This window comes from Streptomyces sp. NPDC001544 (assembly GCF_042894285.1).
Taxonomy (GTDB): domain Bacteria; phylum Actinomycetota; class Actinomycetes; order Streptomycetales; family Streptomycetaceae; genus Streptomyces.
In genome coordinates, this window is the sequence record NZ_JBIAVN010000012.1 from 85,298 (window position 1) to 107,943 (window position 22,646).

Consider the following 22,646-nt stretch of genomic DNA (forward strand, 5'->3'; position numbering starts at 1 on the left):
TATCGGGGCTGTCTACGCCTCCCGACGGTGCCGGCCCGCGCCCGGTGCCTCACCGCGCTCTGCCGCGGCCGCCGCCGCGGCGGCCTTCCGCTCCTCCTCGGCCTTCTCCTCGGCCTCCATCTCCGCGAACACGTCGATCGGCGCGGGCGCCTTCGCGAGGAAGACCCAGGTGAGCCAGACCGCGAGCAGGAAGGGCGGGATCTTCAGCGCCACCAGCACCCAGCCGAGCTGGGCGGTGTTGGCCCACCAGTACAGCGGGAAGAGGACCGCGCACTTGGCGAGCAGGATCAGGCCCCAGGCCCAGCTGGCCTTGACGTAGGCCTTCTTGCGGCCGGGGTTGCGGGTGCGCCAGGAGAGGTTCTCCTTGAAGACCGGGCCGAGGATCAGGCCGATCAGGGGCACTCCGGCAAGGGTCGTGATGATGTACGCCAGGGCCAGGCCCAGCGTGTACAGCATGCCGGGGAGGTAGAAGTTCTTGGCGTTGCCGGTGAACATCGCGAAGACGACGCCGAAGGCGACGCCGAAGACACCGCTGAAGGCGTGCTTGACGGTGTCCTTCATCGCCAGCCGGACCGCGACCAGGACCAGGGACACGGCCAGCGCGGCGATCGCCGACCAGTGCAGGTTCTTGTTGATCGTGAAGATGGTGACGAAGAGGAGACCGGGCAGGACGGTCTCGACCATGCCCCGGACACCGCCGAACGCCTCGAACAACGCGGCTTCGGTCACCGCCCGCGCGTCGTCCTTCCGGGCGTCGTCCGCCCGGGCGTCGTCGGCCTGTGTGTCTTCGGTCGGCTTGTCGAGTGACGTCACCGGCTACTCCCGTCCGAGGGGTCGCAGTTCGTACTTCGGGTTGAACAGCACCCGGCGGCCCCGGCTCATCGAGATCCGGCCCGATGCGATGAGCCTGCGCCCCGGCTCTATGCCCACGATGGAGCGCCTGCCCAGCCACACCACGTCCAGCGCGGCGGAGCCGTCGAACAGCTCGGCCTCCAGAGCGGGGACTCCCGCGCGTGGCCGCAGGGTGACGGTGCGCAAGGTACCAGTTACGGTGACGATCTGCCGGTCGTGGCAGTCGCCGATCCGGGTGCAGCCGGCGGTGTCGGCGTCCTCCCTGAGCTCCTCGGACTCCAGGTCCTCCTGGGAGGAGGACAGCCGGTCGAGCATGCGCCGGAACCGGCCTGCCGACTTTTGGGATCGAGGCACAGCACTCATACCGTGAAGCCTACCGGGACGCACTGTCACCGACGTAACGTCCGCCCGCCACCTGGGCCGACCCCCGGCCGACCGCCGCACCGCGCCCTAGGGCTCGAACCGGTACCCCATCCCTGGCTCCGTGATGCCGCACCCCCCGGGGGACAACCCCCGGACCCCCGGCCGACCCCCACGCGCCCTACGGCTCGAACCGGTACCCCATCCCCGGCTCGGTGATGAAGTGCTTCGGGTGTGACGGGTCCGCCTCCAACTTGCGGCGTAGTTGGGCCATGTACACGCGCAGGTAGTTCGTCTCCGTCCCGTACGACGGGCCCCACACCTCCTGCAGCAGCTGCTTCTGGCCGACCAGCCGGCCGGTGTTGCGGACCAGCGCCTCCAGCAGGTGCCACTCGGTCGGCGTCAGGCGGACGTCCTTCCCGTTCCGGTTGACCTTCTTCGCGGCCAGGTCCACGGTGAACTGCTCGGTCTCCACCATGGTCACGTCGTCCTCGCCGGACCCCACGGGCTCGGCCCGGCGGACTGCGGCCCGCAGCCGGGCGAGGAGTTCGTCCATGCCGAAGGGCTTGGTGACGTAGTCGTCGGCGCCCGCGTCCAGCGCCTCGACCTTCTCGTCGGAGGAGTGGCGGGCGGACAGCACCAGGATCGGCACCCGGGTCCAGCCACGCAGGCCCTTGATGACCTCGACACCGTCCATGTCGGGCAGGCCCAGGTCGAGGACGACCACGTCGGGGTGGCGGGAGGCGGCCAGGTCGAGGGCGGTCTTGCCGTCGGGGGCGGCGTCGACCTCGTACTTCCGCGCCTTGAGGTTGATCACGAGGGCGCGTGTGATCTGCGGCTCGTCGTCGACCACCAGGACACGGGTCATGAAATCCGCCTTTCACGGTGTGCGGTGCCTTTCCCCGCGGGGAGGAGCTCGGGACGCGATCCTGCCGCGCCGAGGCTGAGGACCATGGTGAGGCCGCCGCCGGGCGTGTCCTCGGCGTTCAGGGTGCCGCCCATGGCCTCGGCGAAGCCGCGCGCGACCGCGAGGCCGAGCCCGACCCCGGCACCGCGCGGGGCGTCCCCGTACCGCTGGAAGGGCTCGAATATACGATCCTTGGCCTCGTCGGGGACGCCGGGCCCGCGGTCCACCACCCGCACCTCGACCCGGTCGGCGATGGCGCTGGCGGCGACGAGTACGGGGCGGTCCGGCGGGCTGTACTTGACGGCGTTCTCCACCAGGTTGGCCACCGCCCGCTCCAGGAGTCCGGGGTCGACGGCCACCATGGGCAGGGTCTCGGGGATGTCCAGCTCGGCGCTGCCCTCCGGCACCCCGCCCAGCGCCATGGGCACCACCTCGTCGAGGTCGATCTCCCGGATGAGCGGGGTGACCGTGCCGGTCTGCAGCCGGGACATGTCGAGCAGGTTGCCCACCAGGTGGTCGAGCCGGTCGGCGCCGTCCTCGATGCCCTCCAGGAGCTCCGCCTGGTCCTCCTCGGACCACGCCACGTCGTCCGAACGCAGCGAGGAGACCGCCGCCTTGATCCCGGCCAGCGGGGTACGCAGGTCATGGCTGACGGCGGCCAGCAGCGCGGTGCGGATGCGGTTGCCCTCGGCGAGTTCCTTGGCCTGGTCGGCCTCCTCCACCAGGCGCCTGCGGTCCAGTACGACGGCGGCCTGGGCGGCGAAGGCGGCCAGCACCCGGCGGTCCTCGGCCGGCAGCACACGGCCGGTCAGCGCGAGGGCCATGTGGTCCCCGACCGGCATGTCCACGTCCGCCTCGTCCGGCCGCTCCACGGGCCGGCCGACGCCCACCCGGCCGGCGCACGTCCACGGGTCGACGTCGCTCGCCCGCTCCAGCAGGGCCGCCGACTCCATGCCGAAGGTCTCCCGCACCCGCTCCAGCAGCTCCTCCAGGCCGGTCTCGCCGCGCAGCACGTTCCCCGCGAGGAAGGACAGGATCTCCGACTCGGCGCGCAGCCGGGCGGCCTGGTGGGTGCGCCGGGCCGCGAGGTCCACCACGGAGGCCACCGAGACGCCGACCCCGACGAAGATCACGATGGCGACGATGTTCTTGGGGTCGGCGATGGTCCAGCGGTGCAGGGGCGGTGTGTAGAAGTAGTTCAGCAGCAGGGAGCCCACCGCCGCCGAGGCCAGCGCGGGGAACAGGCCGCCGAGCAGGGCGGCGGCCACCGTCACCGCCAGGAACAGCAGCATGTCGTTGGCGAGACCCAGGTGGACGGTGTTCAGCAGCACCGCCAGGACCGCCGGGCCGATCACGCCGACCAGCCAGCCCCACACCACCCGCGAACGGCCGAGGCGGGCGCCCCGGGCCACGGGCAGTCCGCGTCCCTTGGCGACCTCCTCGTGGGTGACGATGTGCACGTCCAGGTCGGGGCCGGAGTCCCGGGCGACCGTGGCGCCGACGCCGGGCCCGAAGACGTACTGCCAGGCCTTGCGCCGCGAGGAGCCCAGCACGATCTGGGTGGCGTTGACCCCTCGGGCGAAGTCCAGCAGGGCGGCCGGGATGTCGTCGCCGACGACGTGGTGGAAGGTGCCGCCGAGTTCCTCGACGAGGGTGCGCTGGACGGCGAGCTCCTTGGGGGAGGCCGAGGTGAGCCCGTCGCTGCGGGAGATGTACACGGCGAGCACCTCGCCGCCGGCGCCCTTCTCGGCCAGCCGTGCGGCCCGCCGGATCAGGGTCCGGCCCTCCGGGCCGCCGGTCAGGCCGACCACGATCCGCTCGCGGGAGCCCCATATCGCCGAGACCCGGTGTTCGCTGCGGTACTGCTTCAGGTACTCGTCGACCCGGTCGGCCACCCACAGCAGCGCCAGCTCGCGCAGGGCGGTGAGGTTGCCCGGCCGGAAGTAGTTGGAGAGCGCGGCGTCCACCTTGTCGGGCTGGTAGATGTTGCCGTGCGCCATGCGGCGGCGCAGTGCCTCCGGGGACATGTCGACCAGCTCGATCTGGTCCGCCCGCCGTACGATCTCGTCCGGCACGGTCTCCTGCTGCCGTACGCCCGTTATGGACTCCACGACGTCGCCGAGCGACTCCAGGTGCTGGATGTTGACGGTGGACACCACGTCGATCCCGGCGGCCAGCAGCTCCTCCACGTCCTGCCAGCGCTTGGCGTTGCGGGAACCGGGGATGTTGGTGTGGGCGAGCTCGTCGACCAGGGCGACTTGGGGGTGGCGGGCGAGGACGGCGTCCACGTCCATCTCGGTGAAGCGGGCGCCCCGGTACTCCAGCTCCGCGCGCGGGACCCGTTCGAGCCCGTGCAGCATCACCTCGGTCCGCGGCCGGTCGTGGTGCTCGACGAAGGCCACGACGCAGTCCGTGCCCCGCTCCACCCGGCGGTGCGCCTCGGACAGCATGGCGTAGGTCTTGCCCACGCCCGGTGCCGCGCCCAGGTAGATCCGAAGCTTGCCGCGTGCCATGGCCCCATTGTCTTCCGGTGACTGCCGCCTACGCAGCGTCGACCCTACGGCTCTCGCACCCGGCGAACGGGACGAGGAGCGGTGCGCGGGGCATCTTTGACACAACTCTGATGGCCGCCTGCCGTGGGGCGGCCCGAGTGCTGTCGTGGGCGGCGGCCGGTGCGGTGACGTTCTCGCCGCGCGGTTGGGTTCGACGCCTCACGCGGGAAACGCGTGAGGGGCCGCACCCCCGAAACCGGGTGCGGCCCCTCACGCTCCGTCTAGCGGACCTCGGTGATCTCCGGCCCGCGCTGCAACTGCCCCATGCCGCCGGAGAAACGGGAGGAGCCCTCGTCCTGCTGGACCCCCTCGGGGACCATCTGGGCGTCGTTCGGCAGCTTCAGGACGATCGGGTCGCGCGGCGCCATCGGGCCCTCGCCGCGGACCACGACCGTGTCCCGGAAGATCTGCTCGAGCAGCCCGGCCGCCTGCGGCTGCACCGCGCCCTGGCCCGAGATCACCCCGCGCAGGAACCAGCGGGGACCGTCCACGCCGACGAACCGCACGACCTGGAAGCCGCCCGTGCCGTCCGGCAGCTGCACCGGTACCTGGGCGCGCAGCTCCCAGCCGAGCGGGCCCTCGACCTCGTCGACGATGCCGCCCTGCTGGGTGATGCCGGCCGCGATCTCGTCGCGCACCTCGCCCCAGATGCCCTCCCGCTTGGGCGCGGCGAAGGCCTGGAGCTGGACGGCGCTGTCGCGCAGTACGACGGTCGCGGCGACGATCGCGTCGCCGGCGACCTCCACCCTGAGCTCCATGCCGTCGACGCCCGGCACGAACAGGCCGCCGAGGTCCACCCGGCCCTCGCCCGGGTCGCGCACCTCGGTGCTGTCCCACGGCCCGTCGGGCCGCGGCTCCGGCTCCAGCCGGACCCGCTCGCGCTCTTCTTCCACTTCCTCGTCCGCCTCGGTGTCGACGTTGTCGACGACCTGCTCGGCCTCGCCGGCCGCGTCCTCGGCGGCACCCTTCTTCTTGCGACGTCCGAACACGTCACTGTCCTTCCCGGTCGGATACGACCGAAGCGTATCGATTCCCACCCGTCCGGCCGTCGTCGACGGCCCGACCGCTTGTGCCGCTTACTGTGCCGCTGTCGTCGCCCACCGCGGCATGACCGCCGGTGGACCCGAAGCCCCCCTCGGCCCGCGCCGAGTCGGGAAGTTCCGCCACCTCCTGGAAGCGGACCCTCTCGACCTGCTGGACGACCAGTTGGGCGATCCGGTCGAAGCGCTCGAACCGCACGCTGTCGCGCGGGTCGAGATTCACCACGATCACCTTGATCTCCCCACGGTACCCGGCATCCACCGTCCCCGGGGCATTCACGAGCGCGACACCGCAGCGGGCGGCGAGACCGGATCGCGGGTGCACGAAGCCCGCATACCCCTCCGGGAGGGCGATGGACACTCCCGTCGGCAGCACGGCGCGTTCACCGGGCGCGAGTTCGCAGGCCTCGGTGGTGCGCAGATCGGCTCCCGCGTCACCGGGGTGCGCGTACACCGGAAGCGGTACGTCGGGGTCGACGCGGCGGATCAGCACGCGCACGGGGTCGCGGTCGGCGGAGGGCTCGGGGCGCGCGGGGTTCACGGGTTCACCTCGAAGGCGCGGGCACGGCGGATCCGGTCGGGGTCGTGCAGGGCGGCCTGGATCTCCTCGGGGCGCCCGTGGTCGGTGAAGTGCTGGACGTCGACCTCGACGAAGAGCGCTTCGGCGCGGACGGCGACGGGGCCGTCCGGGGCGCCGATCCGCCCGGTGGCGGTGCAGTAGATCTTCCGCCCGGCGACGGCGGTCACCTCGGCCGCCAGGTGGAGCGTGGTCCCCACCGGCACGGGCCGTACGAAGTCGGTCTCCAGCCGTCCGGTCACGGCGACGGTCCGCAGCAGCCAGTTCAGCGAGCCGAGCGTCTCGTCGAGGGCGGCGGCGAGCACTCCGCCGTGCGCGAGGCCGGGGGCGCCCTGGTGGGCGGGCTGCACGGTGAACTCGGCGGTGAGGGAGACGCCCTCGCCCGCGCGGGCCGCCAGGCGCAGTCCGTGCGGCTGTTCGCCGCCGCAGCCGAAGCACTGGCCGTAGTGCGCACCGAGCAGCTCACCGGGTGCGGGGGCGCCGGGATGCCGAACGGGTTTCACGGCGCCGGCGGGAGGCTGAAGAACTGGGGAACCACCACTCACAGCCGCAGACCTTACCCGCGCGTCGGGGGTGCCCGTTCACCGTGCCAAGCTTGGCTCCATGCAGCTCTCCGCCGCCCCGTACGACGAACGCCTCACCGCCCCCCGCTCCTGGTGGCTGATCAGCTTCCTGGTGGGGGTCTCCTTCGCCCTGATCCTGCTGCCGTTCGGCCCCCTGCCGCTGCTCGGCGGCCTGGTCGGCGGGACGGCGGCCGCCGCGGTCGTCGCCAGCTCGTACGGCTCCGTCCGGATCCGGGTCGTGGGCGACTCCCTGATCGCGGGCGAGGCGAAGATCCCGGTGACGGCGCTCGGTGCCGCGGAGGTCCTGGACCGGGAGGAGGCCCGGGCCTGGCGCACCTACAAGGCCGACACCCGCGCCTTCCTCCTGCTGCGCGCCTACATCCCGACGGCGCTGCGCGTCGAGGTCACCGACCCGGCCGACCCGACGCCGTACCTGTACCTGTCCACCCGGAACCCGGAGGAACTCGCCGCCGCGATCGCGACGGCACGGGAAGCGGTGGCCTAGGTTTCGTTCGGGCCCCGGCGCCGGTCAGTCCTCCAGCCCCTCGGCGACGTCCCCGATCGTCAGCGGATGTGCCGGGGCCTCCAGCGGGGGCAGTTCGGGGAGTGCGTCCCAGGGCACCTGGACCTTGCGGAGGTCGGCCCGGATCCGTGCCGCCAGTCTCTTGGTGTCGCGGCGGTTCATGGTCGCTCCGACGACGGCGCCGACCATGAAGGGCATCAGGTTGGGCATGTTGCGCACCATGCGCTTGGTGATCCGCTGGCGCAGTTCGCGCTTCATCGGCCCGCCGAGGGCCGTGTTGAGCGTGGACGGCTTCATCACGTCGATGCCGCGCTCCCCCGACCAGGAGGACAGGTATGCGGTGCTGCGGGCCCTGAGGCCGCCCGGCGGTCGTACGCCGTAGACCTCGTGGAGCTCGGCGATGAGTTTCAGCTCGATCGCCGCCACCCCGGTGATCTCCGCGGCCAGCTCGGTGGGCATCGCGGGCGGCACCGGCAGCATCGCCGCCGCGCCGATCCCGGCCCCGACCGTGGACGTGCCGTTCGCGGCGCCGGTCACGAGCTTGTCGGCGAGTTCCTCGGGCCCGAGACCCGGGAACTGTCCGCGCAGTGCGGCGAGGTCGCGTACGGGGATCCGCGGGGCGATCTCGATGATCCGCTCGGTCAGGTAGGCGAGTCCCGCCCTGGCCCGGCTGCCGCCCTTGCGGGCGCCTTCCCGGCCCCTTTGCCGGGCCCGTTCCCGGACCGCCGCGGCGATGCGCCGGGCGACGGGCGTGGCCCGCCTGGCGGACGCCGGGAGCTCCCGGCCGACCACCGGTTCGAGCGAGGCTCCCGTCCCGGGTGAGCCCCGCTCGTCGTCACGCGTGCCGTGCGGGCCGTCGGACGGCCCGTGGTCCGCTCCCGTGAGGTGGGAGCGGCGCTTCCTGGGAGGGGTCGAGCCAGTCACGGCCGACCCGTCCTCAGTCGCAGTCGCGGCAGATCGGCTGACCGTTCTTCTCGCGAGCCAGCTGGCTGCGGTGGTGCACCAGGAAGCAGCTCATGCAGGTGAACTCGTCCTGCTGCTTGGGCAGCACTCGGACGGCCAGCTCCTCGTTCGAGAGGTCGGCGCCCGGGAGCTCCAGGCCTTCCGCGGCCTCGAACTCGTCGACGTCGACGGCCGAAGCGGACTTGTCGTTGCGCCGGGCCTTCAGCTCTTCGAGGCTGTCCGAATCGACGTCGTCGTCGGTCTTGCGTGGGGTGTCGTAGTCGGTTGCCATTGTCGCTCTCCCCCTCTGGGTGTCTGCGGTGTCTCCAGCGCACGTAACGCGTGAGAGGCCGGACTTGTGCCCGACCTGAGGCGGAGATTTTGCCTCACATCAAGGTCTGTTACTCAATCGACACCCAACCGGCCCCCTCAAGAGTGATCGGCTGGGATGGCGATGGGGACCGTACACGGTCCGGGTGCCGCACCTCAAAGGCATCTCACCGTGTACTTCCCGTGATCAGGACCCCCGAAAACCAGGACTTTCCCGGCTTTCCGCAGGCCTTCATGATCACACAGAGTGGGCAGCCGGAAAGCCGCCCATGTGATCGATCACACACGGTGACGTCCGTCGCGCCATCGGAAGATTCCGCCCAAAGCGAACATCCCCGCGTGTGTCACAAAGTCGGTCAGATCGGCAGCGTGACCCGCATCACGAGCCCGCCGCCCTCCCTCGGCGTCGCCGAGATGTGACCGCCGTGTGCCCGCGCCACGGACCGGACGATGGACAGGCCGAGGCCCACGCCCTTGTCGCTGCCCGTGCGCTCGGTACGCAGTCGTCTGAACGGCTCGAAGAGGTTGTCGATCTCGTACGCCGGCACGACCGGGCCGGTGTTCGAGACCACCAGCACCGCCTGCCCGTGCTGGACCTGCGTGGTGACCTCCACCCAGCCTTCCTCGGGCACGTTGTACCGCACGGCGTTCTGCACCAGGTTCAGGGCGATCCGCTCCAGCAGCACACCGTTGCCCTGGACGACCGCCGGTTTGCGTTCGCCCCGGATCTCGACGCCCTTGGCCTCCGCCTCGGCGTGCACCTGGTCGATGGCCTGCGAGGCGACCTCCGCCAGGTCCACGGGCTTCCGCTCGACGATCTGGTTGTCGCTGCGGGCGAGCAGCAGCAGGCCCTCCACGAGCTGCTCGCTGCGCTCGTTGGTGGCCAGCAGCGTCTTGCCGAGCTGCTGCAGCTCCACGGGCGCGCCCGGGTCCGACAGGTGGACCTCCAGGAGCGTGCGGTTGATCGCCAGGGGCGTGCGCAGCTCGTGCGAGGCGTTGCCGACGAAGCGCTGCTGCGCCGTGAAGGCCCGCTGCAGCCGCTCCAGCATGTCGTCGAAGGTGTCCGCGAGCTCCTTCAGCTCGTCGTCCGGGCCGTCCAGCTCGATCCGGCGGGACAGGTCCGACCCGGCCACCGCGCGGGCCGTGCGGGTGATCCGGCCGAGCGGTGACAGCACGCGGCCGGCCATGGCGTAACCGAACGCGAAGGCGATCACGGCGAGGCCCAGCAGGGCCAGCAGCGAACGGCTGAGCAGGTTGTCCAGGGCGGTCTGGCGCGACAGGTCGATGCAGTGGCTGACCGCCGAGTTGAACTGGGTGAGCGTCAGGCCGGCGGGATTGTTGATCGCGGGGCAGTCGGGGCTGGAGACCTTGATCTCGTCGCTGGCGCTCACGATCTTGAAGGGTGGCTGGTTGCCCGTGCTGATCGCCTGCGCGGCCAGCAGATAGATGATCGACAGCAGCAGGATGCCGGCGATCAGGAACATGCCGCCGTACAGCAGCGTCAGCCGTATCCGGATGGTCGGGCGCAGCCAGGGGAACGGGGGCTCCGGCCTTCTCGGGTCCCAGGTGGGCTTCGGGGGCGCCTGCGGAGGAGTGGGGGTGGTGGCCACGGCCGTCAGATCCGGTAGCCGGAGCCGGGGACGGTGACGATGACGGGCGGCTCGCCCAGCTTGCGGCGCAGCGTCATCACGGTCACGCGCACCACGTTGGTGAACGGGTCGGTGTTCTCGTCCCAGGCCTTCTCCAGCAGCTGCTCGGCCGAGACGACGGCGCCCTCGCTGCGCATCAGCACCTCGAGGACGGCGAACTCCTTCGGCGCGAGCTGGATCTCCTTGCCGTCGCGGAAGATCTCGCGGCGGTTGGGGTCGAGCTTGATGCCGGCGCGTTCCAGCACCGGCGGCAGCGGCACGCTGGTGCGCCGGCCGAGGGCGCGCACGCGCGCGATGAGCTCACTGAACGCGAACGGCTTGGGAAGGTAGTCGTCGGCGCCGATCTCCAGGCCCTCGACGCGGTCGCTGACGTCTCCCGAGGCGGTGAGCATCAGCACGCGCGTGGGCATGCCGAGTTCGACGATCTTGCGGCAGACGTCGTCGCCGTGCACCAGCGGGAGGTCGCGGTCGAGGACGACCACGTCGTAGTCGTTGACGCCGATGCGTTCCAGGGCGGCCGCACCGTCGTACACGACGTCGACGGCCATGGCCTCCCGGCGCAGTCCGGTGGCCACCGCATCGGCGAGCAGCTGCTCGTCCTCGACGACGAGTACGCGCACGTCGCTTGTCCTTCCTCTGTCCACCCGCGTAGCACGCCAAAAGCGCGCGCGGGCAGGGGTCCGTACGGGGATCGTGTGACCTCCATCCTGCCCTTTTCCGCCATAAGTCGGCTGTAAGACGTCGGTGGCGGCGGAGGATCACCGGAGGATCGGCGGAGGAGCAAGCGCCCGGAGGGGAATAGGAGATTTTCTGCTCCGGTTAGGTTTCCGCGTAAGGGAGCGGGGGGAGGACGGCTTTACACCCCGCGATCACGCTCTGCATGTGCCGCAGCACCATGTGGCACGCCGCGCTCCGCTTGTCGCAGAGCGGGCGTGGGTGTCCGGCACCGTCGCCGCCCAGCCCGGGCAGCGCTGGGCACCTGCAGGAGACGTGATCGCCCCTTCCCAATCGGCACACCCCCGTGCCACCGACCCACGACCCTGGACGAGGGGGCGCAGCATGGACGCTTTCACCGCAGGACTTCTGCAGCGCATAAGGGCGACCGAGACCGACCTGACGCGGGCTCGTGACGAGGGCGACGACTTCCTCGTCGACGTGGAGCTGGCAGAGCTCGACGACCTGCGCCGCCTCGCCGCCGAACACGGTGTGGAGGTCGGCGCGCCCAGCGTCTGATCGGCCAGTGACACCCGTACGGCCGCGCACGACCCGTACGTCAGCAGAGCCCCGGCGAATCCAGCGCCGGGGCTCTGCTGCGTCCTCGGGGGCCGGTCAGTCGTGCCAGGCCCCGAAGTCCTCCAGCAGCCGCTGGAGGGGCTCGAAGACTCCCGGGGTACCCGCGACCGTGAGATCGCGTGAGGGCCGCTCTCCGGGGCGTCCACCGGTCAGGGCGCCCGCCTCCCGGGCGATCAGGTCGCCCGCGGCCACGTCCCAGGCGTTGAGCCCGCGTTCGTAGTACCCGTCGAGCCGGCCGCAGGCCAGGTCGCACAGGTCGACCGCGGCCGAGCCGCCACGCCGGATGTCGCGCAGCAGCGGGATCAGCCGCGCGGCCACCTCGGCCTGGTGGGCGCGGACCTCGGTGACGTAGTTGAAGCCGGTGGAGACCAGCGCGTGTTCCAGGGGCGGGGCGGGGCGGCAGGCGAGTGCGCGCTCGCCGTCCCAGGCGCCGGTGGCCCAGGCGCCGCCGCCGCGTACCGCGTGGTACGTCTCGCCGCGCATGGGGGCGGCGACGACCCCGACCACGGTTTCGCCGTGCTGTTCGGCGGCGATGGACACCGACCAGGTGGGGAGCCCGTACAGGTAGTTGACCGTGCCGTCGAGCGGGTCGATCACCCAGCGGACGCCGCTCGTGCCCTCGGTCGCCGCCCCCTCCTCGCCCAGGAAGCCGTCGTCGGGACGGTGGGCCGAGATCAAGTCGGTGATCAGCTTCTCGGCCGCGATGTCCATCTCGGTGACGACGTCGATGGGGCTCGACTTGGTCGCGGCGACCGCGAGATCGGCCGGCCGGCCGTCGCGCAGCAACTCCCCCGCCCGGCCGGCGGCCTCCTGGGCGAGCTTCAGCAGGTCCGTGTGCAGGCTGTCGGTCACGGGGCTCCTCACGCGTAGGGGCTGTCGGCGCCGGCGGCGGCCGGGCGGGGGGCACGGGCCGGGCAGCAGCCGACGGGGCAGACGTCATGGCTCGCGCCGAGGGCTCCGAGGGCGCACGGCACGACGTCCTGGCCGCGCTCGACGACGGCACGCTCCAGGATCAGCTCGCGGACCGCGGCGGCGAACCGGGGGTCTGCGCCGACGGTGGCCGAGCGGCGCACCGGCAGGCCCAGTTCCTCCGCCTTGGCCTTGGCCTCGGTGTCGAGGTCGTAGAGGACCTCCATGTGGTCGGAGACGAAGCCGATGGGGACCATGACGACCGCCGGGGCCCCGGCCGCGTGCAGCTCCTCGAGGTGGTCGCAGATGTCGGGCTCCAGCCAGGGGATGTGCGGGGCGCCGGAGCGGGACTGGTAGACGAGCCGCCAGGGGTGGTCGACGCCGGTGCGCTCGCGGACGGCGTCGGCGATCAGCTGGGCCACGTCCAGGTGCTGCTCCACGTACGCGCCGCCCTCGCCGTGGGCCTCGACGGGGCCGGAGGTGTCGGCGGACGCGGTGGGGATGGAGTGGGTGGTGAAGGCGAGGTGGGCGTCGGCCCTGGCCTCCTCGGGGAGGTCGGCGAGGGACTCGAGCACCCCGTCGATCATGGGCTGGAGGAAGCCGGGGTGGTTGAAGTAGTGCCGCAGCTTGTCGACCCGGGGCAGGTCCACTCCCTCGGCCTCCAGGGCGGCCAGCGCGTCCGCGAGGTTCTCGCGGTACTGGCGGCAGCCCGAGTAGGAGGCGTAGGCGCTGGTGGCGAGGACGAGGATGCGGCGGCGGCCGTCGGCGGCCATCTCGCGCAGGGTGTCCGTCAGGTACGGGGCCCAGTTGCGGTTGCCCCAGTAGACCGGCAGGTCCAGGCCGTGCTCGGTGAAGTCCTTGCGCAGGGCGTCCAGCAGGGCGCGGTTCTGGTCGTTGATCGGGCTGACCCCGCCGAACAGGAAGTAGTGCTGCCCGACCTCCTTGAGGCGTTCCGTGGGGATGCCGCGCCCACGGGTCACGTTCTCCAGGAACGGGACCACGTCGTCCGGGCCCTCCGGGCCGCCGAACGAGAGCAGGAGCAGGGCGTCGTAGGGGGTGGCATCGAGCGCGTCTGGCATGTCTCGATCCTGCCACCCGGCACTGACCGGCCGGAAACAGCGGGGTGAAGAGTCGGGTTCCGGCCGGTTTTCGGCCGGTTTTCCCTCCTGTGGTTCCGGCTGCATTCCCGGGTGCATCAGGGTCCCCTTACTCGTAAGCTGTATCGGCCGCGTTCGCGCCTTACGCCTTACGCCCGAAGACCGGAGACCCCCGTGCCGAGCCCCTACCGCGCCCTGTTCGCCGCCCCCGGCACCAAGGGGTTCTCCGCCGCGGGGTTCGTCGGCCGGATGCCGCTGTCGATGATGGGCATCGGCGTGGTCACGATGGTCTCCCAGCTCACCGGGCGGTACGGGCTCGCGGGCGCGCTGTCGGCCACCATCGCGCTGTCCGCCGCCGCGATCGGGCCGCAGATATCCCGGCTGGTGGACCAGTACGGCCAGCGCCGGGTGCTGCGCCCGGCCACCCTGGGGGCGCTCGCCGCGTCGGCCGGACTGCTGCTCGCGGCGCACCTTCGGTGGCCGGACTGGGTGCTGTTCGTGTGCGCCGCCGGCATCGGCTGCGTACCGAGCCTGGGGGCGATGATCCGGGCCCGCTGGGCGGCGCTGTACCGGGGCACCGAGAAGCTGCACACCGCTTACTCGTTCGAGTCGGTGGTGGACGAGGTCTGCTTCATCTTCGGGCCGATCATCTCCATCGGCCTGTCCACGGCGTGGTTCCCGGAGGCGGGCCCGCTGCTGGCCGCCTGTTTCCTTGCGGCCGGCGTCTTCTGGCTGACCGCCCAGCGCGCCACGGAGCCCGAGCCGCACCCGCGCGAGCACCACGGTGGCGGTACGGCGATGCGCTCGGCCGGCCTGCGGGTGCTGGTGGCCACCTTCGTCGCCACCGGGGCGATCTTCGGGGCGGTCGACGTGGCCACCGTCGCCTTCGCCGACGAGCGCGGGCACAAGGGCACGGCCAGTGTGGTCCTCGCGCTGTACGCGGCGGGTTCGTGCGCGGCCGGGGTGGTCTTCGGGCTGCTGCGCCCGGCGGGGACGCCGGAACGCCGGTGGCTGCTGGGCGTGTGTGCGATGTCCGTGAGTATGATCCCCCTCCTACTGGTCGGAAACTTGTCGCTTCTGGCCGTGGCGCTGTTCGTTGCGGGTCTGTCCATCGCGCCGACGATGATCACGACGATGTCCCTCATCGAAGAGCACGTACCTCGCGCACAGCTCACCGAGGGCATGACCTGGGTGAGCACCGGCCTGGCGGTCGGGGTCGCGCTCGGCTCCTCCGTGGCCGGCTGGGTGATCGACGCAGCCGGGGCGCACGCCGGGTACGGGGTTCCGGCGGTGTCCGGGGCCGTCGCGGTCGCGGTCGGTTTCCTCGGGTACCGCCGGCTCAGCAGGCCGGCTCCGGGTCGGGGAGGCACCCTTGAGCACCACAGCGAGCGGGCAGAGCGGCACCTGGCGTAACTGGGGAGGCAACGTCGTCGCCCGTCCCGCGCGGGAGGTGACGCCCGCCTCGGTGGAGGAACTGGCCGCGGCGGTGCGGCGGGCCGCCGAGGACGGCCTGAAGGTGAAGGCCGTCGGCACAGGGCACTCCTTCACGGCCATCGCGGCCACCGACGGCGTGTTGATACGCCCTCAACTGTTGACCGGTATCCGCACCATCGACCGGGACGCCATGACGGTCACCGTCGAGGCCGGCACTCCGCTCAAGAGGCTCAACCTCGCCCTGGCCCGCGAGGGTCTGTCGCTGACCAACATGGGCGACATCATGGAGCAGACGGTCTCCGGGGCGACCAGCACCGGCACGCACGGCACCGGCCGTGAGTCGGCCTCGATCGCCGCCCAGATCAGGGGGCTGGAGCTGGTCACGGCCGACGGGTCGGTGCTCACCTGCTCGGAGAAGGGGACCGAAGAAGAACGCGCGGTGTTCGCGGCCGCCCGCATCGGCCTGGGCGCCCTGGGCATCGTCACCGCGATCACCTTCGCCGTCGAGCCCCTCTTCCTGCTCACGGCCCGTGAGGAACCGATGCCCTTCGACCGGGTCCTGGCCGAGTTCGACCAACTCTGGGCCGAGAACGAGCACTTCGAGTTCTACTGGTTCCCGCACACCGGCAACACCAACACCAAGCGGAACAACCGCAGCGCCGGACCGGAGAAGCCGATCGGGCAGCTCACCGGCTGGTTCGAGGACGAGTTCCTCTCCAACGGCGTCTTCCAGGTGGCCAACTGGGTCGGCCGCGCGGCGCCGGCGACCATCCCGGCCATCGCCCAGATCTCCAGCCGGGCGCTGTCCGCCCGGACCTACACGGACATCCCGTACAAGGTCTTCACCTCGCCCCGCCGGGTGCGGTTCGTGGAGATGGAGTACGCCGTCCCGCGCGAGGCGCTGGGCGACACGCTGCGGGAACTCAAGGCGATGGTCGACCGCTCGAACCTCAGGGTCAGCTTCCCGGTCGAGGTGCGCACCGCCCCGGCCGACGACATCACCCTGTCCACCGCGTCCGGGCGGGACAGCGCCTACGTCGCCGTCCACATGTTCAAGGGCACCCCCTACCAGGCGTACTTCACCGCCGCCGAGCGCATCTTCACCGCACACGAGGGACGGCCCCACTGGGGCAAGGTGCACACGCGGGACGCCGCGTACTTCGCCGAGGCCTACCCGCGGTTCGGCGAGTTCACGGCCCTTCGGGACCGGCTGGACCCGGACCGGCGGTTCCAGAACGACTACCTGCGGCGGGTGCTGGGGGCGTAAGGCGCCCGCCGGCCGGGGGGAAAGAGACGGGAGGGCCCGCTTCCGGGGGCCGCGTGAACTACGCCACGTCCAAGATCGCGGAAAGCGCTTGCGGACGGCCGGGGCGGGACCCCCGGCAGAAGTTCGGCGGCGCGCCCATCCACGCACATGGTCCAAATGGAGTACTGTTGCGAGCCCTGGGTATCGGTCTCCCGCCAGGGTGTCCGGAGCCTTGCAGGAGCGCCGGGAGGGGGCTAGTTGCACAGGGTGACGGAGTTGGTCACTTAGCGTTGCGAACAGGTAACCGTGCCATAACGGCGTTCCAGGGCCCGCGCCCGACACGCCGGGCAACTCGGCAAGGTTGTGGCAGGCTGCACCCGGGCAGGCCACACTCGACTAGCGGAAGCAGCGACGCACGTGACGTCGGCAGCAGGCACCACCCGGGAGGTCCCCATGCCCGAACTGCGTGTCGTGGCCGTCTCCAATGACGGCACACGGCTGGTGCTGAAGGCTGCCGACGCAACGGAGTACACACTTCCGATCGACGAACGGCTGCGCGCCGCCGTGCGCGGCGACCGGCCCCGCCTCGGCCAGATCGAGATCGAGGTGGAGAGCCATCTCCGGCCCCGTGACATCCAGGCGCGGATACGAGCGGGCGCGACCGCGGAAGAGGTCGCGCAACTCGCCGGCATCCCCGTCGACCGGGTGCGGCGCTTCGAGGGCCCGGTACTGGCCGAGCGCGCCTTCATGGCCGAGCGGGCCCGCAAGACCCCGGTCCGTCGGCCCGGCGAGAACTCCGGTCCGCTGCTCGGCGAGGCCGTTCAGGAACGCCTGTTGCTGCGCGGCGCCGAGAAGGACACCGTGCAGTGGGACTCCTGGCGCCGCGACGACGGCACCTGGGAGGTCATGCTGGTCTACCGGGTCGCGGGCGAGCCGCACTCGGCGAGCTGGACGTACGACCCGCCCCGGCGGCTCGTCCAGGCCGTCGACGACGAGGCGCGCTCCCTGATCGGGGAGTCCGACGACCTCGGCGCGCCCGAGCCGAGCTTCCCGTTCGTGCCGCGCATCGCCCGCCTGCCGCGCGAGCGCACCCTCGGCGCCCTGGACCGGGACCGGCCCAGCCTGCCTTCGCAGTCGTCCGAGCCGGCCGAGGAGAGCACGGGCGAACGCGACTCGCTGACCAGCCTCCTGGAGGCGGTGCCCAGCTTCCGGGGTGACCTGGTGGTCCCGGAGCTGCCCGCGGCGGACTCCTCCGAGGAGCCCCCGGACACCGAACCGGAGGCGGAGGAACCCCCCGCCCCGGCGGCTTCGGCCGGTTCCGCCTACGCCGACGTCCTCATGCCCCGCTCGGTCACCAGCCACCGGGACCGTCTGATCGGCGCCACCGACCGGCAGGCCGAGGCCGACGGGGTCCGTCCCGGCCGCCGGGCCGCGGTGCCGAGCTGGGACGAGATCGTGTTCGGGACCCGGCGCAAGAAGCAGGAGTGACGGCCGTACCGCAGTTCGGCCGTACCGGATTTACGGCCGTACTGGTGTGACGGCTGTACGGGCCGTCACCCATGAGGGGGCTTCCGGGCAGGAAGCCCCTTCCTTGTACCGCTACTCGGGCTCCGCCCCCGTCGCCACCGGCCGGGACGGGTCCGAGGACCACTCGGACCAGGAGCCCACGTACAGCGCGGCCGGAATGCCCGCGACCGCGAGGGCCAGCACCTCGTGCGCGGCCGAGACGCCCGAGCCGCAGTAGACGCCCACCTCGGCGCCCTCCGACGCGCCGAGGTCCTTGAAACGCGCCCGCAGTTCGTCGGCGGGCAGGAACCGGCCGTCCGCCGTCACGTTCTCGGTCGTCGGTGCGGACACGGCGCCCGGGATGTGCCCGCCGACCCGGTCGATGGGCTCGACATCACCCTGGTACCGCTCCGCCGCCCGTGCGTCGAGGAGTACACCGGAGCGGGCGAGCGCGGCGGCGGCGTCCGCGTCGAGCAGCCCCCCGGCAGCCGGCACGGGCTCGAAGTCGCCCGGCGCCGGGGTGGGTACGTCCGTCGACAGCGGCCCCTCCCAGGCCGGCAACCCGCCGTCGAGAACCCTCACGTCCGGGTGACCCGTCCAGCGCAACAGCCACCACGCCCGCGCGGCCGCCCAGCCCTGCCCGCCGTCGTACACGACCACCGGCCGGCCCGACGACACGCCCGCCCTGCGCATCGCGGCGCCGAACTCGGCGATGTCGGGCAGCGGATGACGGCCCCGCTCCCCCGGCGCCGAGGCCAGTTCCCGGTCCAGGTCGACGAACACGGCACCGGGCAGATGCCCGGCCGCGTACTCGGCCCGCCCGTCGAAGGCCGGTTCCCCGGCCGCCCTGGCCAGGCTGAGCTGCCAGCGGACGTCGAGCAGCACGGGCGGATTGGCGCCGGTCAAGTCGTGCGCGAGTTCGGTTGCGATGATGATGGCGTTCATGGCGTCCATCCTTACGTCAGGGGTGGCCGCGTCGTCCAGGTCCGGCTAATCTGCTCGGCCGGACAGGTTCGATCACCGAGCGTACGGGGTCGAGCACGTGGTGTACATCCGATGAACACCAGGTGAGGGGTCGGGGAGAGAGTGACGATGACCGAGGCACGGGGGCCGTTCGGCCCGAGACGCGGCACGCACGGTCGGCGCGCGCCCGGCACACCCTGCTGGGTGAGTCTCATGGTGCACGGGCTGACCGCGACCGAGAGGTTCTACGGGGAGCTGTTCGGCTGGAAGTTCGAACCGGGCCCCCAGCAGCTCGGACCCTATTCCTGGGCACTGCTCGACGGCCACCGCGTGGGGGGCATCGGCCAACTGGCGCCGGACCTCCACCTGCCCATCGCCTGGACGCCGCACTTCGCCACGGACGACGTCGACCGGACGGCCGAAGCGGTACGGCTGTGCGGCGGCACCGTGGGCGTGGGCCCCGTGGAGGCCCGCGGCACCGGGCGGCTGGTGATCGGCTCCGACACCTCGGGGGCCGTGTTCGGCGTCTGGCAGGGAGTACCGGGTACCGGAACGGCCGTCACCGGCGTCCACGGCACGCCCGCCTGGACCGAGCTGCTGACCTTCGAGACCGCGAGCGTCACCAAGTTCTACAAGACGCTGTTCGGTTACGAGGAGGAGCCGGTGGTCTCGGCCGGCCTGGACTACGTGACCCTGCGTCTGGACGGCGTCCCGGTCGCCGGGGTGCACGGCGTCGGCCACTCCCTGCCCCGGGACCGGGGCTCGCACTGGCTGACGTACTTCCAGGTCGACGACGCGGACGCCGCGCTGCGGCGGGTGGCCGAGCTGGGCGGACGGGTGCTCGAACCCGCCCATGACAGTCCGCACGGCCGGGTGGCGAAGGTGGCGGACCCGGAGGGCGCGCTGTTGGCGCTCGTCCAGGACCCGCGCTGAGAGCCCGGGCGGGACGCTCGGGGGCCGCTCAGGGGGTGGAGACCGGGAGGACGTCCGGGGACAGGGCGGCCGCGCGTGCCGACGCCGCCGTCATCCGGCGGCGGTGATGGCGACGGCACAGCACCTCGTAACCGATCTCGTCGGCCGACTGGTTGACGTCGCCGACGACCACCTGGGCGCCCTCGACCACCATGACACCGCCCACCGTGCGGGCGTTGTGGGTGGCCCGGGCTCCGCACCAGCACAGCGCCTCGACCTGGAGCACCTCGACCCGGTCGGCGAGTTCCACCAGCCGCTGGGAGCCGGGGAACAGCTTGGAGCGGAAGTCGGTGGTGATGCCGAAGGCGTACACGTCGATGTCCAGGTCGTCGACCACGCGCGCGAGCTGGTCGATCTGCTCCGGCGCCAGGAACTGCGCCTCGTCGGCGATCACGTAGTCCGCGCGGCCGCCGTGGGAGAGGTGGTCGACGAGGTACACGTACAGGTCCTGCCCGTCCTCGACCTCGACCGCGTCGGTGACCAGGCCGAGCCGGGAGGACAGCTTGCCCTGGCCGGCCCGGTCGTCACGGGTGAAGATCATTCCGGCGAGACCGCGCGCGGAGCGGTTGTGCTCGATCTGCAGAGCCAGGGTCGACTTCCCGCAGTCCATCGTTCCGGAGAAGAACACCAGCTCGGGCATGGGGGATTGAGCACCTTTCGGCGGAGGCATCGGGGACCGCGGGCGACCGCGGGCCGGCGGACGGTTCTTCAGGAGCGTACTTCGAGCAGGGGGACCAACTGCTCGGCAGGGGTCATGGAGCCGTGGTTGCCGACCATCGACGACTCCTTCGGCTCCCGCTCGGAGGCGATGAGCAGCACGTCGTCGTACGCCGCCGCGACCACGTCGCCGATGCGCGCGCGCACCCGGTCGTCGATGTGCGCCCCGAACCAGCCCGCCGCGACGGCCTCGTCCCGGGAAGCCACCCAGAACTGCTCGCCGAGCACCTCGCGCCAGACGGTCAGGACGTCGTCCTCGGCGCCCGGCACCGCGTACACGTGGCGGGCCCGGCCCTCGCCGCCGAGCAGGGCGACCCCGGCGCGCAGCTCCCAGTCCTCGTCGAAGTCGATGCGGTGCTGCTCGTCGAACGGGATGTCGACCATGCCGTGGTCGGCGGTGACGTAGAGCGCGCTGCGCGGGGGAAGTTGCTCGGCGAGGCGCTGGACCAGCCGGTCGACGTACATCAGCTGGCCGCGCCAGGTGTCGGAGGCGATGCCGTAGCGGTGGCCGGCGCCGTCCAGTTCGGCGTAGTACGTGTAGACCAGGGAGCGGTCGGCGGCGGCCAGTTGCTCGGCCGCGAGGTCCATGCGCTCCTCACCGGTCAGCCGCCCGAGGAAGGTGCCGCCGCTCAGGGCGACCTGGGTCAGCGGGGTGTTCGCGAAGACGGGGGACGACACCTGGGCGGCGTGCACACCCGCCTCGTGGGCCAGCTGGAAGACGGTGGGGTACGGCTGCCACGCGGCGGGCGGCGTCCACGGGTTCCAGCGGAGCTGGTTCATCAGCTCACCGGTCGCCGGGTTGCGGACCGTGTAGCCGGGCAGGCCGTGCGCGCCCGGCGGCAGGCCGGTGCCGACGGAGGCCAGGGAGGTGGCGGTGGTCGCCGGGTAACCGGCGGTGATCGGGCGGCCGGTGCCACCACGGGAACTGCCCAGCAGCGAGGTCAGGAAGGGGGCCTCGTCCGGGTGGGCCTTGATCTGCTCCCAGCCGAGGCCGTCGACCAGGAACACGCAGTTGCGGTCGGCCGGAGTCAGTTCCGTGATCGCCGCGGTCATACCGGGTACGGACATCCCGGCGGCCAGGGTGGGCAGCAGGTCGGCGAGCGACCCGGCGCCGTACTCGGGCAGCGGGGCGGAGTCGAGGGAGAGCGGTTCCGGGTGGTCCCAGGCCGCTGCCGTGGACTGGGTCATCAGCGACTGACGTCCGCGGTCGCCTCGGAGATGGCCTGGGCGAAGGCGAGCGCCTGACGCACCGTCTCCGGCCCGTCCCCGGCCTCGCTGACGCGCAGGCTGAGATCGTCCGCCGTGGAGCTGCCCGTGTAGCCGTGGTCCGCCTCGCAGTTGGGGTCGCCGCAGGCGGCGGGTTCGAGGTCGATACGGGAGACGGCGCCCCAGCCGATGGTCAGCACGACCTCGCGGGGCAGGGTGCCCGGCTTGTACTGCTCCGGGTTGGCGACCACACGGCTGACCACGACCGACGAGATCCGGCCGAGCTTCACCGACTCGGTGGACGTCGTGGCGTACGGCGTGGGAGAGGTGTTGTCGGCGGCCTGCTCGTCGGTGTGGCTGACGATGAAGCGGTTGCCGGTGAGGACGAGCACGGTGACGTGCCGCCGCACCTCGTTCTGGTCGAAGGTGGTCTCCTGGTGGACCAGGTACGACCGGATGGGCTCGCCGCCCAGGGCGGCCTCCACCGCCTCGGCCACGAGGGCCGGGTAGTAGCCGCTGCGCTCGATCGCCGCGCGCAGCCCCTGGGTCGTCGTACTGGTCTTGGCCATGACGTCCATCCTAATCCGTGGGCAGGGGCGGTCCGGGCCAGTCGGGGGCAGCCGTGCGGGAGCCCGCGGCGGTGTGCGGGTGCCTGACCACGAGTTCCTGCACGATGTCGAGCCGCTCGGCGGCGATCAGGCAGGAGACGGGCTCGGTGCCGCCCGCGTCGGCCTCGAAGGCGACCACCACGGGCGGCGTCCCGCCGAGGAATCCCCGCAGCCTTGTCGTCTCGGCGGCGGTGGGTGCGCGGAACTCGGGGTCCTGGAAGGCGAGCGGGCAGGACACGAACGCCGGGCCCGCGAAGACCAGCTCCAGGCCGTGGTGGTACGAGAGGTCGTACCCGGCGGCCAGTCGCAGCCGGCCCGCGTCCCAGGCGATCACCTCCCAGTCCCACCAGCTTCCCTCGGGCAGCGTCCGGCCGGCGGCGATCTCCATGTGTCCTGCGTC

The 22,646-nt window shown here is 71.9% G+C and carries 24 protein-coding genes; 6 read left to right on the plus strand and 18 right to left on the minus strand.

Features of this window, described 5'->3' with window-relative positions; all coding sequences use genetic code 11:
* Nucleotides 1-12: 12 nt before the first annotated feature.
* The 7 genes from ACFY0F_RS27220 to ACFY0F_RS27250 form a co-directional block, all read right to left on the minus strand.
* Nucleotides 13-813: a DUF3159 domain-containing protein gene (locus ACFY0F_RS27220; RefSeq protein ID WP_388799506.1), complete on the minus strand. Its 801-nt coding sequence runs from the start codon at nucleotides 811-813 to the stop codon at nucleotides 13-15.
* Between the two features lie 3 nt (nucleotides 814-816).
* Nucleotides 817-1,215 carry an OB-fold nucleic acid binding domain-containing protein gene (locus ACFY0F_RS27225; protein WP_388799508.1) on the minus strand — a complete coding sequence of 133 codons (399 nt, stop codon included), beginning with the start codon at nucleotides 1,213-1,215 and terminating at the stop codon, nucleotides 817-819.
* 178 nt (nucleotides 1,216-1,393) lie between these two features.
* A complete protein-coding gene (locus ACFY0F_RS27230; protein ID WP_388799511.1) occupies nucleotides 1,394-2,080 on the minus strand; it encodes a response regulator in 687 nt (228 codons plus the stop codon).
* Complete coding sequence (locus ACFY0F_RS27235; RefSeq protein WP_388799513.1) at nucleotides 2,077-4,632, minus strand: ATP-binding protein; 2,556 nt, start codon at nucleotides 4,630-4,632, stop codon at nucleotides 2,077-2,079. The genes ACFY0F_RS27230 and ACFY0F_RS27235 overlap by 4 nt, the downstream gene beginning before the upstream one ends.
* Before the next feature lie 260 nt (nucleotides 4,633-4,892).
* Complete coding sequence (locus ACFY0F_RS27240; protein ID WP_388799516.1) at nucleotides 4,893-5,660, minus strand: DUF3710 domain-containing protein; 768 nt, start codon at nucleotides 5,658-5,660, stop codon at nucleotides 4,893-4,895.
* Nucleotide 5,661: 1 nt separating this feature from the next.
* The gene (gene dut / locus ACFY0F_RS27245; protein ID WP_388799518.1) at nucleotides 5,662-6,252 is read right to left on the minus strand and encodes a dUTP diphosphatase; all 591 of its coding nucleotides are present in this window, start codon (nucleotides 6,250-6,252) and stop codon (nucleotides 5,662-5,664) included.
* Nucleotides 6,249-6,833: a PaaI family thioesterase gene (locus tag ACFY0F_RS27250; RefSeq protein WP_388799521.1), complete on the minus strand. Its 585-nt coding sequence runs from the start codon at nucleotides 6,831-6,833 to the stop codon at nucleotides 6,249-6,251. Before ACFY0F_RS27250 ends, dut begins: the two co-directional genes overlap by 4 nt.
* 58 nt (nucleotides 6,834-6,891) lie before the next feature.
* Between ACFY0F_RS27250 and ACFY0F_RS27255 the strand changes: the two genes are divergently transcribed.
* The gene (locus tag ACFY0F_RS27255; protein WP_388799524.1) at nucleotides 6,892-7,356 is read left to right on the plus strand and encodes a DUF3093 domain-containing protein; all 465 of its coding nucleotides are present in this window, start codon (nucleotides 6,892-6,894) and stop codon (nucleotides 7,354-7,356) included.
* Between the two features lie 24 nt (nucleotides 7,357-7,380).
* Here the strand turns inward: ACFY0F_RS27255 and ACFY0F_RS27260 are convergent, their stop codons facing one another.
* The 4 genes from ACFY0F_RS27260 to ACFY0F_RS27275 form a co-directional block, all read right to left on the minus strand.
* Entirely contained in the window at nucleotides 7,381-8,298 is a 918-nt protein-coding gene (locus ACFY0F_RS27260; RefSeq protein WP_388799527.1) for a hypothetical protein, read from the minus strand.
* A gap of 13 nt (nucleotides 8,299-8,311) precedes the next feature.
* On the minus strand, nucleotides 8,312-8,608 hold the full coding sequence (locus ACFY0F_RS27265; RefSeq protein ID WP_003993510.1) for a DUF4193 domain-containing protein: 297 nt from the start codon (nucleotides 8,606-8,608) through the stop codon (nucleotides 8,312-8,314).
* A gap of 394 nt (nucleotides 8,609-9,002) precedes the next feature.
* Nucleotides 9,003-10,256, minus strand: a complete 1,254-nt coding sequence (locus ACFY0F_RS27270) for a sensor histidine kinase (RefSeq protein WP_388799530.1) — start codon at nucleotides 10,254-10,256, stop codon at nucleotides 9,003-9,005.
* A gap of 5 nt (nucleotides 10,257-10,261) precedes the next feature.
* Nucleotides 10,262-10,915, minus strand: a complete 654-nt coding sequence (locus ACFY0F_RS27275) for a response regulator transcription factor (RefSeq protein ID WP_373907771.1) — start codon at nucleotides 10,913-10,915, stop codon at nucleotides 10,262-10,264.
* A gap of 439 nt (nucleotides 10,916-11,354) precedes the next feature.
* On the opposite strand from ACFY0F_RS27275, the gene ACFY0F_RS27280 reads away from it, so the two are divergent.
* On the plus strand, nucleotides 11,355-11,528 hold the full coding sequence (locus tag ACFY0F_RS27280) for a hypothetical protein (protein ID WP_388799533.1): 174 nt from the start codon (nucleotides 11,355-11,357) through the stop codon (nucleotides 11,526-11,528).
* A 96-nt stretch (nucleotides 11,529-11,624) separates the two neighbouring features.
* Here the strand turns inward: ACFY0F_RS27280 and ACFY0F_RS27285 are convergent, their stop codons facing one another.
* The gene (locus ACFY0F_RS27285; protein ID WP_388799536.1) at nucleotides 11,625-12,440 is read right to left on the minus strand and encodes an inositol monophosphatase family protein; all 816 of its coding nucleotides are present in this window, start codon (nucleotides 12,438-12,440) and stop codon (nucleotides 11,625-11,627) included.
* An 8-nt stretch (nucleotides 12,441-12,448) separates the two neighbouring features.
* The gene (locus ACFY0F_RS27290) at nucleotides 12,449-13,576 is read right to left on the minus strand and encodes a ferrochelatase (RefSeq protein ID WP_388799539.1); all 1,128 of its coding nucleotides are present in this window, start codon (nucleotides 13,574-13,576) and stop codon (nucleotides 12,449-12,451) included.
* Between the two features lie 192 nt (nucleotides 13,577-13,768).
* Between ACFY0F_RS27290 and ACFY0F_RS27295 the strand changes: the two genes are divergently transcribed.
* The 3 genes from ACFY0F_RS27295 (at nucleotide 13,769) to sepH (ending at nucleotide 17,762) form a co-directional block, all read left to right on the plus strand.
* Nucleotides 13,769-15,007 carry an MFS transporter gene (locus ACFY0F_RS27295; protein ID WP_388799542.1) on the plus strand — a complete coding sequence of 413 codons (1,239 nt, stop codon included), beginning with the start codon at nucleotides 13,769-13,771 and terminating at the stop codon, nucleotides 15,005-15,007.
* Nucleotides 14,967-16,295, plus strand: a complete 1,329-nt coding sequence (locus ACFY0F_RS27300; RefSeq protein ID WP_388799545.1) for a D-arabinono-1,4-lactone oxidase — start codon at nucleotides 14,967-14,969, stop codon at nucleotides 16,293-16,295. The genes ACFY0F_RS27295 and ACFY0F_RS27300 overlap by 41 nt, the downstream gene beginning before the upstream one ends.
* Nucleotides 16,296-16,727: 432 nt before the next feature.
* Nucleotides 16,728-17,762 (plus strand): septation protein SepH, encoded by a 1,035-nt coding sequence (gene sepH / locus ACFY0F_RS27305; RefSeq protein WP_388799548.1) that lies wholly within the window; start codon nucleotides 16,728-16,730, stop codon nucleotides 17,760-17,762.
* A 111-nt stretch (nucleotides 17,763-17,873) separates the two neighbouring features.
* Here the strand turns inward: sepH and ACFY0F_RS27310 are convergent, their stop codons facing one another.
* Nucleotides 17,874-18,725 (minus strand): sulfurtransferase, encoded by an 852-nt coding sequence (locus ACFY0F_RS27310; RefSeq protein WP_388799551.1) that lies wholly within the window; start codon nucleotides 18,723-18,725, stop codon nucleotides 17,874-17,876.
* 147 nt (nucleotides 18,726-18,872) lie between these two features.
* Between ACFY0F_RS27310 and ACFY0F_RS27315 the strand changes: the two genes are divergently transcribed.
* The gene (locus ACFY0F_RS27315) at nucleotides 18,873-19,676 is read left to right on the plus strand and encodes a VOC family protein (protein WP_388799554.1); all 804 of its coding nucleotides are present in this window, start codon (nucleotides 18,873-18,875) and stop codon (nucleotides 19,674-19,676) included.
* A gap of 28 nt (nucleotides 19,677-19,704) precedes the next feature.
* Here the strand turns inward: ACFY0F_RS27315 and ACFY0F_RS27320 are convergent, their stop codons facing one another.
* The 4 genes from ACFY0F_RS27320 to ACFY0F_RS27335 all read right to left on the minus strand — a co-directional run bounded on the left by ACFY0F_RS27320 (nucleotide 19,705) and on the right by ACFY0F_RS27335 (nucleotide 22,634).
* On the minus strand, nucleotides 19,705-20,355 hold the full coding sequence (locus ACFY0F_RS27320) for a thymidine kinase (protein ID WP_388799557.1): 651 nt from the start codon (nucleotides 20,353-20,355) through the stop codon (nucleotides 19,705-19,707).
* Nucleotides 20,356-20,423: 68 nt separating this feature from the next.
* Entirely contained in the window at nucleotides 20,424-21,620 is a 1,197-nt protein-coding gene (locus tag ACFY0F_RS27325; RefSeq protein WP_388799560.1) for an alkaline phosphatase family protein, read from the minus strand.
* Nucleotides 21,620-22,216, minus strand: coding sequence for a DUF5998 family protein (locus ACFY0F_RS27330; RefSeq protein ID WP_388799563.1), 597 nt, complete (start codon nucleotides 22,214-22,216; stop codon nucleotides 21,620-21,622). The genes ACFY0F_RS27325 and ACFY0F_RS27330 overlap by 1 nt, the downstream gene beginning before the upstream one ends.
* 1 nt (nucleotide 22,217) lies before the next feature.
* Nucleotides 22,218-22,634: a hypothetical protein gene (locus ACFY0F_RS27335; RefSeq protein WP_388799566.1), complete on the minus strand. Its 417-nt coding sequence runs from the start codon at nucleotides 22,632-22,634 to the stop codon at nucleotides 22,218-22,220.
* Between the last annotated feature and the right edge of the window lie 12 nt (nucleotides 22,635-22,646).